The organism is Streptomyces sp. DSM 42067 (assembly GCF_055792885.1).
In genome coordinates this window covers 5,595,303-5,609,767 of sequence record NZ_CM147706.1, presented here as the reverse complement: position 1 = coordinate 5,609,767, position 14,465 = coordinate 5,595,303, and the positions used below count along the sequence as shown (strand labels likewise).

Here is a 14,465-nt window from a genome sequence, read left to right as displayed (position 1 = left end):
TTTAGCCGAACAGTGGCCGGACAGCTGCCGCATGCGCTATAACCTCCCGTCCGGTGCCCCCGCGCATTCACAGAGCAGTGCACACCAAGCGAAAGCCGAATCAGCCATGCCATCGCCATCAACGGAAGCGGACACCACGGGCAGTTCCGCCCCCTCCGGGAGCTCCGAGCGACCCGAGAAATCCGGGGACTTCGAGGGCGCCGAGAACTCCGGAAATCTCGAGAACTCCGGGAGTTCCGGGGCCTCCGGGAACTCCGAGAACTCCCGGACGGGCATGGACTGGCGCGCCTTGGCCGTGGCCGGAGTGCTACTCGGGGCCTGCGGTGGGCTCGTCCTGTACGGCGTGCTGGACGACGAGAAGGACGAGAAGCCGGAGCGCCGCGTCCCGACCGCCTCGGTGACGTACGAGGTGACCGGAGAGGGCACGGCAGACATCGCCTACCAGGGGCGGAGTGAGTCTGGCAGGGCCACTGTCGCCGAGGACGTCGCGCTTCCGTGGAAGAAGACGGTCCTGGTGCCGCTCGGCAAGGACCCGATCATCAGCATCACGCTCGGGGAGAAGGGCGGCCAAGCCCGCTGTGCGCTTGCCATCCGCGGGAGGCATGTCCAAAGCTCCACCGCCGCAGGCGAGTTCGGCCGCGCCAGCTGTTCCGGGACGCTGCCCGCCGCAGGAAGCAAGTGAGACCTGCATCACCTCGCCTCGCCGGGACGTGACGTTTCACCGCTGAGCTGCGCTGAACCCATCGGGCCACCTGTGTGACAGCTGTGGCCCCAGTGACTTTCTTCCAACTTGGGGTGGGGAACATTTTGAGTCGCCGCACGTCGCAGACGCATGCGTACAGACCGCTGAGTCTCAAGCGGAGAGCATGGCTGACCCTCGGAGCCGTGGTTCTGGGAGGCGGCGGCGTTGTGACGTACGCCGTCGCCGGACCGTCCGGCGAGCGACCGGAAACCGGGAAAGAGGCCAGGCCGGCGTCCGTGCACAGCATGAAGCTGGAAACGCGCGGCACCGGCCGCAAGGGCGTGGACAAGCAGGACACCGAGCGGTTCAGCGGCCTCCTGCTCACCTGGAAGGGCGCGAAGGTGGCGCTCGACGGCACGGCCGAGGCGCGTGCCCGCAGCGTCGAGACCGGTGACTGGTCCGCGTGGAAGCCGCTGGCGCCGGAGCTCGCCGCGGACGGCGCGGAGGCGAAGAGGGCCGGGGCGCTGGGCGGCACCGAGGTGCTGTGGACCGGCGCGTCCGACGCCGTCGAGGTGCGGGTCACGGCCGCGGACGGCAGCACATCTGCCGGGCTGCCCGACGGCATCGAACTCAAGCTGATCGACCCGGGCACGACCGCCAAGGAGGCGCAGGCACCCGCCGCCGAACCGGCCGCGTACGCCGTGGAGGAGACCTCGCCCGCGGCCACGCCGACGGACACGGCCGCCCCGGCGGACGGCTCTTCTCCGAGCGAGCCCGCAGGCCCCGCCGAGTCGAACGCCGCCACCGACACCGCCTCGCCGTCCCCGGCCGACCCGTCCGGATCCACCTCGGCTCCCCCGACGGCCTCCACGTCCCCGACGCCCACCATCCCGACGGCCCCGCCGTCCACGGTCGTCAAGCCGCCCGTCATCACCCAGGCCCAGTGGGGCGCCAGCACGGAGTACAACGGCACGCCCGAGTACGGCACCGAGGTCAAGGCGGTCGTCGTCCACCACACCGGTGTGGACGTGGACAACCAGACCTCGTGCGTGCACTCCGCCGAGCGCGTCCGCACCATCCAGCAGGGCCACTTGGCCAAGGGCTGGTTCGACATCGGCTACCACTTCCTCGTCGACCGCTGCGGCCAGATATTCGAGGGCCGCAGCGGCGGCATGGACCTGCCGGTCCGCGGCGCCCACGACTACGGCTTCAACACCAACACCATCGGCGTCTCCTTCCTGGCCAACACCGAGACGGTGAATCCGACCCGTGCCGCACTCGACGCCATCGCGCGGGTCGCCGCCTGGCGCCTCGGCCAGTACGGCGCCGACCCCGCCGGCACCGTGACGCTCACCTCCGCGGGCGACAAGGGCGTCGACGGCAACCTCGTCCCCAAGGGCCAGTCGGTCACGCTGCCCAGGATCTTCGGACACCGCGACACGAACGCCACGGCCTGCCCGGGCAAGAACCTCTACGCGAAGCTGCCGCTGATCCGCTCGCTCGCCGCGAGCCCCGGTATCTCGCACGCGCTGCACAGCAGCGACTTCAACCGCGACGGTGTCACGGACCTGGTGGCCGGTACGCCGAGGTCGGGCGGCGTGGGCAACCTGACCGTCGTACCGGGCGGCGAGGTGGGCCCGGTGGCCTCCGCCAAGCGGACGATCAGCCAGAACAGCGCCGGGGTGCCGGGCTCCTCCGAGTCCGGCGACAACTTCGGTGCAGCCACCGCGTGGGGCGACGTCAACGGCGACGGCTACGCGGACCTCGCGGTCGGCGCGCCCGGCGAGGACGACACCTCCGGCAACGCCGACCGGGGCGCGGTCACCGTCCTGTACGGGCCGGGCCTCAGCTCCGGCACGTCGCACACCACCACCGGAGTGACCGCGGCCGGTGCCAAGCTGGGCTCGGCCGTCGCGGTCGGCGACTTCAACGCGGACGGCAAGGCCGACGTCTTCGCGGCCGGCACGGGCAAGGGCGGCAACTGGAACGCCCTCCTCACCGGCGGCGCCACCAAGTACGGCACGCTGACCTCCGCGACCGGCTCGATCGCCTGGGCGGACGCCGCCACCGGCGACTTCAACCGGGACGGCTACGCGGACGTGGCGCTCAACTACCGCGACGCGTCCGGCATCGGCCGCGTCACCTGGTTCAAGGGCTCCGCGACCGGCCTGGTCAAGGTCTCCACGCTGTCCGTCAAGGGCGGCCGCTCCATCGCGGCGGGCGACGTCAACGGCAACGGCTACGCCGACATCGTCATCGGCCAGCCGTACACGAGCGAGTCCGGCGCCAAGTCCGGCGGCCAGGTCACCATGGTCCCCGGCACGTCCACCGGCTTCACCACCACCGGCATGACGACGATCCACCAGGACACCACCAACGTCCCCGGCACCAACGAATCCGGTGACGCCATGGGCTCGTCCGTCTCCGTCGGCGACTACAACCTGGACGGGTACGCGGACGTCCTCACGGGTGCCCCCAACGAGGACATCACCCGCAGCGGCGCCAACCAGTCCAACGCGGGCACGACCTGGCTCATCAAGGGCACATCGTCCGGCCTCACCGGCACCGGCGCGCTGGAGTTCCACCAGGACACCAGCGGCATCGCCGGCTCGACCGAGGCCAACGACAAGTTCGGCTCCTCCGTGGTCCTGCAGGACCTCTCCGGCTGGGGTCGTGCGGACCTCGCCATCGGTGCGGAGGGCGAGGACGGTTACGACGGCACGATCCTGCAGCTCGACAGCGGAAGTGCCGGGATCTCCACCTCCGGTGGCGTCTACTACGGACGCAGCGCCCTGGGCACGCTCGCCGGCGTCCACCTTGGGCAGGTCCTGACTCCCTAGTGCAGTGACCACGAAGGCAGTCGGGCGTGTGCCCGACTGCCTTCTGTGCCCCTCTTGCCATACCCCGCACATCACTTGGAGATCCGAATGTCAGGACGGCTTCTGTCCGCCCCCAGTCGAATCGCTCTGAGCCGCGGCACGGTTGCCGCTCTGGCAGCGCTCACGCTCGCTGCCGGAGCGGTGACCACGCTCGCGCCGGGCGCCCATGCGGCGACCACCAGCACCACCCTGGACACCTCCACTCGGGACAGCGCCGAGTCGGTCCAGTACGTACAGGACTCCCTCTATGCCGCCGGGGACACCGGCTATCTGCACCGCCGGGCGCTCGCCGACGGTTCGCCGGGCCCGTACACATGGCGCGGCTACGACGGCAGCGAGCAGACGCTCGACAGCTACAGCGGCGCGCTTCCCGGCGAATACGGGTACTACGGCGCCGGCACCGATGTCCTGCACACCTCCGCTTCCACCAGCGGCCAGGTCCAGCTGCGGGACATGGCGACCGGCCAGCTGATCGACGTCACCCTGCCCGAGGGGCAGTACATCGTCGCGGCCTTCGGCTCCACGCTGATCACAAAGGAGTACAACGAGGTCTGGCAGACCGCCCGCCTCCACATCCTGCGCACGTCGGACGGCGGGGCGACGGTCACCGACATCCCGGTGGACCCGCCCGAGTCCCAGTTCTTCAACGACCAGCCGGTGCTGGCCGGTGACGGCACATCGGCGCTGATCCGGCTCCGCCACGCGTACGACATCGGACTACTCGATCTCACCACCGGCGCGCTCACCACGATCAGCGCGCACCACCTCGTCGACGAGCCCCTCCGGCTCCAGGCGGCGCTCTCCCCGACGCATATCGCCTGGTACGAGGAGGGCACGACCCAGGCCCGCGTCGTACGGCGTGACGACCCCACCGGTGCGCAGACCGTGGTGGCCGTGCCGCAGTCCGGGACGGACACGCCCTTCGTGGGCCTGGCCGGCGAGTGGCTGCTCACCGCCTACCGGCCGGCGTCCGGCACACCGGCGGGCCCGGGGGCTCCGCTGCTGGCGACGCCGCTGCAGGGCGGCGACCCTCGTACGCTGCTGCCGGCCGCGGAGCCGCAGATCGCGCAGATCCCGGGCGGTGGCGCCATCGCCGTCGGGCAGTCGACGGACGGCGGCTGGTCCGCGCATCGCATCGTGGTGAGCCGCAACGGCAAGCTGTCGGTCCAGGCCCTCTGAGAACCGCGCACTTCCGAAAAAACCGCACATCTCGCAACCGGCCGGAGCCCTCAACCAGGGCTCCGGCCTTGTGCGTTCAGGGCCTGGGCATCGTGCGTTCACCGTGACGTCCGCGCCTCGTCAGGTGACTTGAGTCACACCCGTACAACCCGTGGAGGCTTTGAGAAGTCATGCGCTGAGCAGGAAGCCACCGGTGGGACACACGGGGCACGTGTAAACAGTACTGAGGGGTGGATCACTTGAGCCCGCGCAGATCGCGGACACCGCGCGCCGGACACGAGTCACGCACATCGCACGCGTACAAACCGCTCAGCCTGAAGCGGAGAGCGTGGCTGACGATCGGGGCGGTGATCCTCGGCGGGGCAGGTGCGGTCACGTATGCCGTCGCGAATCCGTCCGCGCCTGCGGACACGGATGCCAAGTCCCGTAAGCCCTCCGTCCACGGCATGAAGCTGGAGACGCAGAGCGCCGATCGCAAGGGTCTGCCCAAGAAGTCCACCGAGCTGTTCAGCGCGGTGGTGCTGACCTGGAAGAACCCGAAGGCCGAGCTGGGCGGCACGGCCGAGGTGCGCGCCCGCAGCGCGGAGACCGGTGAGTGGTCCGCGTGGCAGAAGCTGCCTCAGGACCCGACCCAGGCCGACGGCAAGGAGGCCGAGCGGGCCGGCGTGCGTGGCGGCACCGAGTCGGTGTGGACCGGCCTCTCGGACGGTGTCGAGGTCCGCGTGGTGGCCGACGACGGCACCGCGTCGGAGCTGCCGGCCGGTCTGGACGTGAAGCTGATCGACCCCGGTACGGACAGCGGCGCCCGCGCCACCACGAGCGGCCTGGAACCCGCCGCCTTCGCGGCCGAGACCGCGACCGCGACGGCCGACGCCACTGCGACGGAGTCCCCGGCCCCCTCGGAGTCCGAGCCGACGGCTCCGGCGGCGACCACGGAGCCCGCCACGACGGAGTCGGCGACCGCCTCGGAATCCCCCGCCGCGTCGGCTTCCGAGTCCGCTTCGGCCTCGGCGTCTCCCGAGCCGTCGGAGACCGTGCCGACCGCCCGCCCCTCCACCGTCGTCAAGCCGCCCGTCATCACGCAGGCCCAGTGGGGCGCCTCGGCGGACTACAACGGCACGCCCTCGTACGGCGACAAGATCGAGGCGGCCGTCGTCCACCACACGGGCGTGGACAGCGACAACACGCTGTCCTGCGCCGAGTCCCGCGCCCGCGTACGCAGCATCCAGCTGGCCCACCTCCAAGAGGGCTGGTACGACATCGGCTACAACTTCCTCGTCGACCGCTGCGGGCAGATCTTCGAGGGCCGCAGCGGCGGCATGGACCTGCCGGTGATCGGCGCCCACGACGCGGGCTTCAACACCAACACGCTCGGCATCTCGTACATCGGCAACTTCGAGAAGGCGAAGCCGACGAAGGCCGCGCTCGACGCCATCTCCCGTGTCATCGCCTGGAAGTTCGGCCAGTACGGCGTCGACCCGAAGGCCAACGTCACGCTGACGTCGCGCGCCCCGCTGAACTACAGCGGCAACAAGGTCCCGGAGGGCACGTCGATCACGCTTCCGACGATCTTCGGTCACAAGGACACCAACGCGACGCTCTGCCCGGGTGCGAACCTCTACCCGAAGCTCTCCACCATCCGCACCCTGGCGTCCCTGCCCGGCGTCTCGCACGCCCTGCCCACCTCGGACTTCAACCGTGACGGCGTCAAGGACCTGGTCGCCGGTGTGCCCAAGGCGTCCGGCAGCGTCGGAAACGTCGTCATCGTGCCGGGCAGCGTCAACGGCCCCGCGGGGGGCTCGAAGCTGCGGCTCACCCAGTCCAGCGCGGGCGTCCCCGGTGCCTCCGAATCGGGCGACCAGTGGGGCGCGGCCACGGCGTGGGGCGACGTCAACGGCGACGGGTACGCGGACCTCGCGATCGGCGCGCCCGGCGAGGACGACACGACCGGCCACGCGGACCGCGGCGCGGTCACCATCCTGTACGGCCCGACGTTCAACCAGAACGCCTCCACCATGGCCCTCGGCGACGACTACACGCCCACCGGCGCCAAGTTCGGCGCGGCCGTGACCGTCGGCGACTTCAACGGCGACGGCAAGGCGGACGTGTTCGCCGCGTCCACCGGTACGGGCGGCAGCTGGGCGGCCCGGTTCGCCGACGGCCACGAGGTGGCGGGGCAGGTCACGTCCGGCTCCGGCGCCCTCGCGTACGCGGACGCCACGACCGGTGACTTCAACCGGGACGGCTACGCGGACGTCGCGCTCAACTACCGCGACTCCTCCGGCATCGGCCGGGTCACCTGGTTCAGGGGTTCCAAGTCGACGGGTCTGACGAAGGTGTCCACGCTCTCCGTGAAGGGCGGCCGCTCCATCGCGGCGGGCGACGTCAACGGCAACGGCTACGACGACATCGTCATCGGCCAGCCGTACACCGCCGAGTCCGGCGCCAAGGCGGGCGGCCAGGTGACGATGGTCCCGGGCACGTCCACCGGCTTCACCACGACCGGGATGACGACGATCCACCAGGACACCGCCAGTGTCCCGGGAGCCGCCGAGTCGGGCGACGCGCTCGGCTGGTCGGTGTCGGTCGGCGACTACAACGGCGACGGATACGCGGACGTCCTCGCGGGCGCCCCGAACGAGGACATCACCCGCACCACCAACCGCACCAACGCGGGCTCGGCCTGGCTCATCAAGGGCACGTCGTCCGGCCTCACCGGCACGGGCTCGCTCGCCTTCTCCCAGGACACGACCGGGATCACGGGCTCCACGGAGACCAACGACAAGCTGGGCTCCGCCGTCTCCCTGACGGACCTCTCCGGCTACGGCCGGTCGGACCTGACGTTCGGTGTCGAGGGCGAGGACTCCTACGCGGGCACGATCCTCTACCTGCCGAGCGGCAGCAGCGGCATCACCCCGTCGAAGGCCTTCTACATCGGCCGCGACAAGCTGGGCACGCCGACGAGTGCGTACCTGGGTCAGACGCTGACGCCATGACGGCGTAGGGCGAACCGCCGCCCATGCATACGGCGGTACGGCGGCCGGGCTCCCGCTTGGGAGCCCGGCCGTTCGTCGTTGCCAGGGAGACGTGCCCCTCGGTCTCAGTCTTCGGCCGGGGGCCAGGCTTCCCAGGTCAGGTCCAGGCGCTGGTACGCGTCGTCGAACCAGGTGTCGAGCAGCGGGACGGTCACCGTCACCGTCGTCAGGGACATCGAGGTGTCCTTGATCGTGACGAGGGCCCGCTCCTCGTCCACGTCACGTTCGATGAACACCTCGGGCCCGCGGGCCCCCTCGCGCCACGCGATGTCCTGCCCGGCGTCGAGGGCGTCCAGGGCCTCCTGCCACTGCTGCAGATCGTCCGGGAAGACCGAGATCCCGATGCTCCCCCGCACGAAGGGGGTATCGACCAGGATCTCTCCGGCCAGTACATCGCTCGCGTCCTCGCCTGCTGCCGGTTCCGCGCCCGGTCCCGCCTCGCGTACTCTCCCGGTGATCCGGAGGACGACGCTGTTGCCCTCGCCCTCCAGGCGCATCAAGTCGATCGGTCCGTCAGCCACCAGTGTCCCTTCCGGCTCCCGTGTGTGCCAGAACACTAAGCGGCCTTGGGGAAGTCCGGTGCGGTACCGAGCCCCGTAAGGGGCGCGGGGAACTGCGCGACCAGCCACGACGGACCCGCAGGTGTTGCACCGGACTTCCAGCGGAGCGCTTAGCCGCCGTCACGGCGCTGCGGTGATCACCGCTGCCGACGGCCATCGCGGGATGCTGCTACACGTCCGTCGCGTTCGGCTCATACGTCACCGCCACCAGGCGGTCGCTGATCGCCTCAGCGGGCTCGGACCGCTCCGTGGCACGGTGGGCGCGGATAGCCGGGTCCGAGAGGGTGAGGACCATGACCGGGCAGTCCTCGACGTCGTTCGTCATCTCCGGTCCGCACCTGGAGATGTCTGTGATCGTGTGGCCCGGGCACACGGCTCCCGCGGGGAGTTGCACTCGGAGGGTCAGCTCGTTGCCCGGGGTGAAGCGGAACTCTCCCGACTTCGGCGCTTGGACGCGCTTGCCCGTGATGCCGACGACGACATCGGCCGTCAGTCCGCGGGCGGAGGCGGTCCGTCCCTCGCCGTGCGGCCCGTACATATCCACCGTCACGCGCTGTTCGCCGACCGGCGCCGGGAGGGTGAGCGTCCGATCGCCCGGGGCGATGTTCGCGGTGATGGTGAACCGGGGGGACTTGCGCGGCCCGGGGTCGTAGTACCCGTAGCTCGAGATGACCAGCTGAGGAAGTGCGTCCCGCTCCCCCTCACCACGCGGCTCGGGCCGTACGGGGCCGGTGGCGCCGCACCCCGAGAGCGCCGCCGTGGCGCCACCGGGCAGCGTGGTGTCCTTCAGCTCCAGTGCGCCCCGCCAGCGGCCCTGTCCGGCCTCCCGCCAGGGCGCGGGATACGGATAGGGGTACAGCAGTGCGAGCAGCAGCACCGGCACCAGGCCGAGCAGTAGCCACGACCGCGGTGAGAGCCGGCCGATCCGGAACACTCAGACCCGCCCCCGTGCTCTGCGGGAGACCACCGCACGCAGGACGCGGCGGCCCTCGGTCGACACGTCGAGCGCCTGGCGGAGCCCGCTCGCCCCATGGACCGAGAGGAGTTCCAGGATGGTGACCTGGCGTCGCAGCTCCGCGGCGACGAGCGGCGACATGGCGTCCGTACTGCCCTCACGCCGGGACGTCACCGACGGGGCGCCGTCCTCCGTGACGTCCAGAATCCGGTGGATCTGCAGCGCGGCCACCGAACACGCGTCGGCCCACTCGCGCAGCTGCGCGGCCTCGGGCGTGCCGGCCAGGGACTCCCGGCTCTGGGGCAGGACGGCGGGCGCGGCGCCGAGCATACGGCGGGCCAGCACGCAGGCCTCGTCGTCGTCCACCTCCGCCGTGTCGAGGGCGGACCGCGCCTTGGCCAGCCGCACTTCCCACTCCTCGCCGTCCGTGAGGCTCGCCCACAGCGGCCGCAGTACGTCGTCGTCACCGCCCAGCAGGGGCACGCAACGGTCCAGACAGGCGAGACCGCTCGCCGCCAGACCTCGCTCGTCGGCCTGAACGATCAGTTCCACCAGGCTCATGTGCGCCTCCCTTACCCGGACTAAGCACCTCCCCTTACTGCGCGCGAAACCCCAGGAACGTCACTGCACCCGCATGTCACGGTCTCGGAACGTGACCGCCTCGGCTCGTGGCCGAGTGGGAAGCGTCGCTCAACTGCGCTGCAATCGGGGGCCGTTGGGCTGGCGCTCGGGGGCCGTCGGGCCGCGATCTCACTGTGGAAGCGGCTCGACCCCCAGCCCGTCGAGGAGCCGGAAGAACAGTGCCTCGGCGAACGGATCCGGGTCCGCGGTCAGCACCTCGACCAGCGGCTCGCCCGGCACCTCCCGGCCCGCCTCGGCCGCCCACGCGACCGCGCGCTCAGCGGCATCGCGCGGCTGGAGGAAGTAGTCCTCCAGCGTCAGTCCGTCGCCGCCGATGTACCCCGCCATCGCGCCGGGCGCCAGACACGCGGTCCACGCCCCGCTCTCCGGCCCTGCCGCCTCGACGACCACGCAGTCGCTGTCCATGACGTATCCGAACAGTGCGGGCGACCCGGTCTCCAGCGCCAGCGTGTTCATGCTGCCGACGTCCTGGTTGCCGTCCCCGCCGCTCGGGCACTCCCACACCTGCCAGCCTCCGGCGCGCTGCTCGTGCAGCGTCAGCTGGTCCCGTACGCCCTGCAGCGCGGTCAGTTCCGCGAGCGGACGCTCGCTCCTGCCCACGACGAAGTAACCCCAGTAGCCCATCCCTTTGGCCCCCCGGTGCGTTCGATGGCTCTGTCCTGCGGTGTCTCGGCTCAGGACTCCTCGGCCGAATACACCACAGCCGTACACGAGTTCGCCACCGGTAAGGCAAAACCGGCGGTTCAGCCCTTTCAGCCCAGCTTCTCCGCCAGTGCTCTGAACTGCGCCCACGTCATGTCCGGCTGCCGCGGGTCCCACACCTTCTGGATCATGGCGTTGAGCGGCATCCGGATGCCCTGGGCGACCTGGTCCTGGGTCTGCGCGTTCGCGAGGTCGGACCATACGGAGAAGACGGCGCCGAGAATCTGGTCGTTGTACCTCTCGGGGACCGGCTGGGTGCCGCGCAGGACGAGCGGCGTCCACTGCTCGTAGATGCGCTGCCCGGTGGGGTAGACGAACTGGTTGGGCTGGCCGAGGACGTAGTAGAGGTACTCGTCGTTGTAGTTGACGACGTCCCGTCCCTCCTGCAGATACTCCAGCGGCGGCCGCGCCCCGATCTCCTTGCCCGTCCAGTAGGCGACCTGGATGTCCTTGTCCGGCTGCACGACGCCACCGGCATAGAACCCGTCGTTCCAGGCCTTGACGGTGCGGCCGTGTCCGCGCATCACGTCGGCCCGGTCGTTCAGCCAGTCCGTCGCCAGGTCCTGGATCCGGCCGTTCGGCCCGTGCGCCTGCCGGGCGGCCTCGGCGAGCCGGGGATACGACGCCTCCGGGTTGGTGGCCATCAGCGCCCGGTACTCGTCGCCGCCGAGGTGCCACAACGGCCCGGGGAACAACTGCGCGTACTCGTTCAGCAGGTCGTCGACGAGCTGGGCGGACTCCTTCTTGGAGATGTCGATCGCGCCGGTCGCGAGCGTGCCCTGGGCGTTGCGCAGCTGCAGATCGGGGTGCGCGTCGAGCACGGCCCCGAGGTGGCCGGGCGAGTCGATCTCGGGCACGACGGTGATGTGCCGGGACGCGGCCAGCGCGATGATGCGCCGCACCTCGTCCTTCGTCAGATGGACCTTGGAGACGATCTCCGGGTGCGAGTCCGACTCGATCCGGAAGGCCTGGTCGTCGGAGAAGTGCAGGCCCAGCTGGTTGTACTTGAGGTCGCCGAGCTCGCGGATGCGGTCCTCGATCCAGTCGGCCGAGTAGTGCTTCCGTGCGATGTCGATCAGGAATCCGCGCTGCGGCTTCGCGGGCGCGTCGTTCACGACGCCCTCGGGCGCGGACCCCTGGGCGCGCACCTCCTGCTTGAGGGTGCGCGTGCCGTAGAAGACCCCGGCCTCGCCGGGTCCGGTGATCCGTACGCGCTGGTCCTTGACGGTCATGGTGTACGACTCGGCGCCGCCGCCCGCGCCCGTGGTGAGGGCCAGTTCGACGTCCCCGGCGCCGGCGGCGACCTTGCCCGCGTACCTCAGCTGCAGCTCACCGGCGAGCAGGCGCCCCTCGTCCGCGAGCGCGTCGTCACCGACGACCACCCGGCCGTTCCCCGGCTGCCAGCCGGGGCCGCGGGCCGGGGTGAAGTCCCGGATCGCGGGGATCGTGTCCGGTGCCGTCGACAGCGGATAGGTGCGGCCGGGCGACGGCGTCGAGACCGGTGACGCCGGAGGCGCCGACGGGTTCGGCGCCCGCGAGGCCGATGGTGTCCCGGTGGGCTGCTGGCTCGCGGCGGGGCCGCCGCCCGGCCCTGTCGCCCACAGCGTCACCGTCAGTGCCACGGCGCTCGCCGTGGCCGCTCCCGCACCGCTCCACGCCCAGACTCGCCTCACCAAGCCGCACCCTGCCTCATCGCGGCCCTGCCGGGCCGCGCTTCCCGAGTCACTGATTCTCCGAGCGCACCCACCCGGTATGTCCGGGGGCCGCTACGGGGCGCTACGGGCACACGCATTGCTGTGACCGTATGACCGGATCCATGACCACTGACGTCCACGCCAGGCGTTGAAACTCTGCCATCCGGGTGAATTCCTGGTACCGAACGGACAGGTCTCGTCATAGGCCGATAGCGTGACGACACATTCATCACTTCATCCACCGCAGAACCACGAGTCATTCACCGAAACCACGCACGTCGGGAACCATCCGGGCGCTGCACGCATCACATGCACTGCACCGCATGCACTACAACAAGCCTGCACCGCATCACGCCTCACCGCACGGCACGGCATCACCATCCCGACGCCACGCCTGCCAGTACCCCACCTGCCGCCTACGAGGAGCGCACGCTGCCTTCGGATCGTTTCCCTCGCCTCCCCGGCCGTGCCGCGATACCGGACCAGAACCTCCACCAGGGCCTGAAGGACCTGGGAGGTACCTCCACGGGACCGCGCCTGCCCGGACTGGAGCGGTTCAACACCGCGCCCGCCGAGGTCGCCGAGAACGCGCTCCTCACCTGCTGCGACAGCCTCCGCTGGGCGCGCCGCCTCGCTGCCCACCGGCCCTACCCGGACCTCGCCTCCCTGCTGGCGGCCGCTGACGAGGCGGCATACGACCTGACGCCCGACGAGCTCCACCAGGCCCTCGCGGCCGAGTCCGCGCACCAGCCGGGGACCGACTCACGTACCGCGGCCACCGCGCTCCGCGCAGCCCACGCCGCGTACGAGAGCCGCTTCGGCCATGTCTTCGTGATCTGCCTGGACGATGTCGCTCCAGAAGAAACGCTCGACCAGGTGCTCGCAGGAATCCGGTCACGACTGAACAACGACCCCGAGGACGAGCGGGTGCAGGCCGCCGCGGAGCTCAGAGGCCTCTCCCGTGGCCGGATCTCCCGCCTGATACACGGCCTCGGTGGGTCCCCCATGGCGTACGGCTGGCAGGCGGAGGGCATCGGCCCCGGCCCGGAATCACCGGAATCAGTGGATTCGGGTCGGCCCGATAGCCCGTACGTACCAGTTTGATTGCCGGTTTGATCACATCGATAGGCCCCGCGTAAGCGTTCCGACAAGTCGTCGCTACGATGGCCGGGGCCGGTGGACCGTACCCGGCCGGGCCCGACCGACAGACAAGCCGGCGCGGCCCCAATCCCCGCTCCCGGAGGGTTCTTCCGTGCCGGCTGGAACGCTGTACCGCGGCCGGGAAGGAATGTGGTCGTGGGTGGCTCATCGAGTCACCGGCGTCCTCATTTTCTTCTTCCTGTTCGTACACGTGCTGGACACCGCTCTCGTCCGCGTCTCTCCCGAGGCGTACGACCAGGTCGTTGCCACCTACAAGACGCCGATCGTCGCGCTTCTGGAGTACGGCCTCGTCGCCGCCATCCTCTTCCACGCGCTGAACGGCCTGCGCGTCATCGCCGTCGACTTCTGGTCGAAGGGCCCGCGCTACCAGAAGCAGATGCTCTGGACCGTCATGGGCATCTGGGTCGTCCTGATGGTCGGGGCGCTGTACCCGGTCCTCGGCCACGCCGTCCGTGAACTCTTCGGGAGCTGAGGCCGATGTCTTCTGACACCACCACCGCAACGTCCGGTATCGGCCCCGTCGAGGGCGGCGCCGGCACCGCGTACGGCGTCGACAACCCGGCGCCCGTCATCGAGGCGCCGCGCCAGCGCACCGCGAAGACCCCGCGCTCGACCCGCGGCAACTTCGAGATGGCCGCCTGGCTCTTCATGCGCCTGTCCGGCATCGTGCTGGTCGTCCTGGTCCTCGGCCACCTGCTGATCCAGCTCGTCCTGGACGGCGGCGTGAGCAAGATCGGCTTCGCCTTCGTGGCCGGCCGCTGGGCGTCCCCGTTCTGGCAGGTCTGGGACCTGCTGATGCTGTGGCTCGCCATGCTGCACGGCGGCAACGGCCTGCGTACCGTCATCAACGACTACGCGGAGCGGGACATGACCCGCTTCTGGCTGAAGATGCTGCTGTACACCGCCACGGTGTTCACCGTCCTGCTGGGCACGCTGGTGATCTTCACCTTCGACCCGAACATCCGCTAGAGCCGGG

Annotated in this window: 12 protein-coding genes; 7 read left to right on the top strand and 5 right to left on the bottom strand. The window is 70.4% G+C overall.

Translation table 11 applies throughout. The features are described 5' to 3' along the window. Positions 1-106: 106 nt before the first annotated feature. The 4 genes from ACSMXV_RS25755 to ACSMXV_RS25740 all read left to right on the top strand — a co-directional run bounded on the left by ACSMXV_RS25755 (position 107) and on the right by ACSMXV_RS25740 (position 7,736). Positions 107-682 carry a hypothetical protein gene (locus ACSMXV_RS25755; protein WP_473173601.1) on the top strand — a complete coding sequence of 192 codons (576 nt, stop codon included), beginning with the start codon at positions 107-109 and terminating at the stop codon, positions 680-682. Between the two features lie 305 nt (positions 683-987). Then, on the top strand, positions 988-3,522 hold the full coding sequence (locus ACSMXV_RS25750; protein ID WP_473173600.1) for an FG-GAP-like repeat-containing protein: 2,535 nt from the start codon (positions 988-990) through the stop codon (positions 3,520-3,522). 87 nt (positions 3,523-3,609) lie between these two features. Next, a complete protein-coding gene (locus tag ACSMXV_RS25745) occupies positions 3,610-4,740 on the top strand; it encodes a hypothetical protein (protein WP_473173599.1) in 1,131 nt (376 codons plus the stop codon). Positions 4,741-4,979: 239 nt separating this feature from the next. After that, positions 4,980-7,736 (top strand): FG-GAP-like repeat-containing protein, encoded by a 2,757-nt coding sequence (locus ACSMXV_RS25740; RefSeq protein WP_473173598.1) that lies wholly within the window; start codon positions 4,980-4,982, stop codon positions 7,734-7,736. A gap of 104 nt (positions 7,737-7,840) precedes the next feature. Here ACSMXV_RS25740 and ACSMXV_RS25735 read toward each other — a convergent pair whose 3' ends face one another. The 5 genes from ACSMXV_RS25735 to ACSMXV_RS25715 all read right to left on the bottom strand — a co-directional run bounded on the left by ACSMXV_RS25735 (position 7,841) and on the right by ACSMXV_RS25715 (position 12,307). Continuing rightward, positions 7,841-8,296: a DUF5959 family protein gene (locus tag ACSMXV_RS25735; protein WP_473173597.1), complete on the bottom strand. Its 456-nt coding sequence runs from the start codon at positions 8,294-8,296 to the stop codon at positions 7,841-7,843. A 208-nt stretch (positions 8,297-8,504) separates the two neighbouring features. Continuing rightward, entirely contained in the window at positions 8,505-9,269 is a 765-nt protein-coding gene (locus tag ACSMXV_RS25730) for a hypothetical protein (RefSeq protein ID WP_473173596.1), read from the bottom strand. Next, complete coding sequence (locus ACSMXV_RS25725; protein ID WP_473173595.1) at positions 9,270-9,851, bottom strand: hypothetical protein; 582 nt, start codon at positions 9,849-9,851, stop codon at positions 9,270-9,272. Between the two features lie 189 nt (positions 9,852-10,040). Further along, a complete protein-coding gene (locus tag ACSMXV_RS25720; RefSeq protein WP_473173594.1) occupies positions 10,041-10,556 on the bottom strand; it encodes a hypothetical protein in 516 nt (171 codons plus the stop codon). 128 nt (positions 10,557-10,684) lie between these two features. Next, positions 10,685-12,307 (bottom strand): beta-N-acetylhexosaminidase, encoded by a 1,623-nt coding sequence (locus ACSMXV_RS25715; protein WP_473173593.1) that lies wholly within the window; start codon positions 12,305-12,307, stop codon positions 10,685-10,687. Positions 12,308-12,637: 330 nt separating this feature from the next. On the opposite strand from ACSMXV_RS25715, the gene ACSMXV_RS25710 reads away from it, so the two are divergent. The 3 genes from ACSMXV_RS25710 (at position 12,638) to ACSMXV_RS25700 (ending at position 14,458) form a co-directional block, all read left to right on the top strand. Further along, positions 12,638-13,432 carry a 2-oxo-4-hydroxy-4-carboxy-5-ureidoimidazoline decarboxylase gene (locus ACSMXV_RS25710; RefSeq protein ID WP_473173592.1) on the top strand — a complete coding sequence of 265 codons (795 nt, stop codon included), beginning with the start codon at positions 12,638-12,640 and terminating at the stop codon, positions 13,430-13,432. A gap of 148 nt (positions 13,433-13,580) precedes the next feature. Beyond that, the gene (sdhC, locus tag ACSMXV_RS25705; protein WP_181659878.1) at positions 13,581-13,961 is read left to right on the top strand and encodes a succinate dehydrogenase, cytochrome b556 subunit; all 381 of its coding nucleotides are present in this window, start codon (positions 13,581-13,583) and stop codon (positions 13,959-13,961) included. 5 nt (positions 13,962-13,966) lie between these two features. Then, complete coding sequence (locus tag ACSMXV_RS25700) at positions 13,967-14,458, top strand: succinate dehydrogenase hydrophobic membrane anchor subunit (protein WP_473173591.1); 492 nt, start codon at positions 13,967-13,969, stop codon at positions 14,456-14,458. The last annotated feature ends 7 nt before the right edge of the window (positions 14,459-14,465 follow it).

What these genes read in the sequence shown, in the direction of transcription:
- ACSMXV_RS25755 (WP_473173601.1), top strand. Translation starts at nt 107, where the DNA reads ATGCCATCGCCATCAACGGAAGCGGACACCACGGGCAGTTCCGCCCCC.
- ACSMXV_RS25750 (WP_473173600.1), top strand. Translation starts at nt 988, where the DNA reads ATGAAGCTGGAAACGCGCGGCACCGGCCGCAAGGGCGTGGACAAGCAG.
- ACSMXV_RS25745 (WP_473173599.1), top strand. Translation starts at nt 3,610, where the DNA reads ATGTCAGGACGGCTTCTGTCCGCCCCCAGTCGAATCGCTCTGAGCCGC.
- ACSMXV_RS25725 (WP_473173595.1), bottom strand. Translation starts at nt 9,851, where the DNA reads ATGAGCCTGGTGGAACTGATCGTTCAGGCCGACGAGCGAGGTCTGGCG.
- ACSMXV_RS25720 (WP_473173594.1), bottom strand. Translation starts at nt 10,556, where the DNA reads ATGGGCTACTGGGGTTACTTCGTCGTGGGCAGGAGCGAGCGTCCGCTC.
- ACSMXV_RS25710 (WP_473173592.1), top strand. Translation starts at nt 12,638, where the DNA reads ATGCACTGCACCGCATGCACTACAACAAGCCTGCACCGCATCACGCCT.
- ACSMXV_RS25700 (WP_473173591.1), top strand. Translation starts at nt 13,967, where the DNA reads ATGTCTTCTGACACCACCACCGCAACGTCCGGTATCGGCCCCGTCGAG.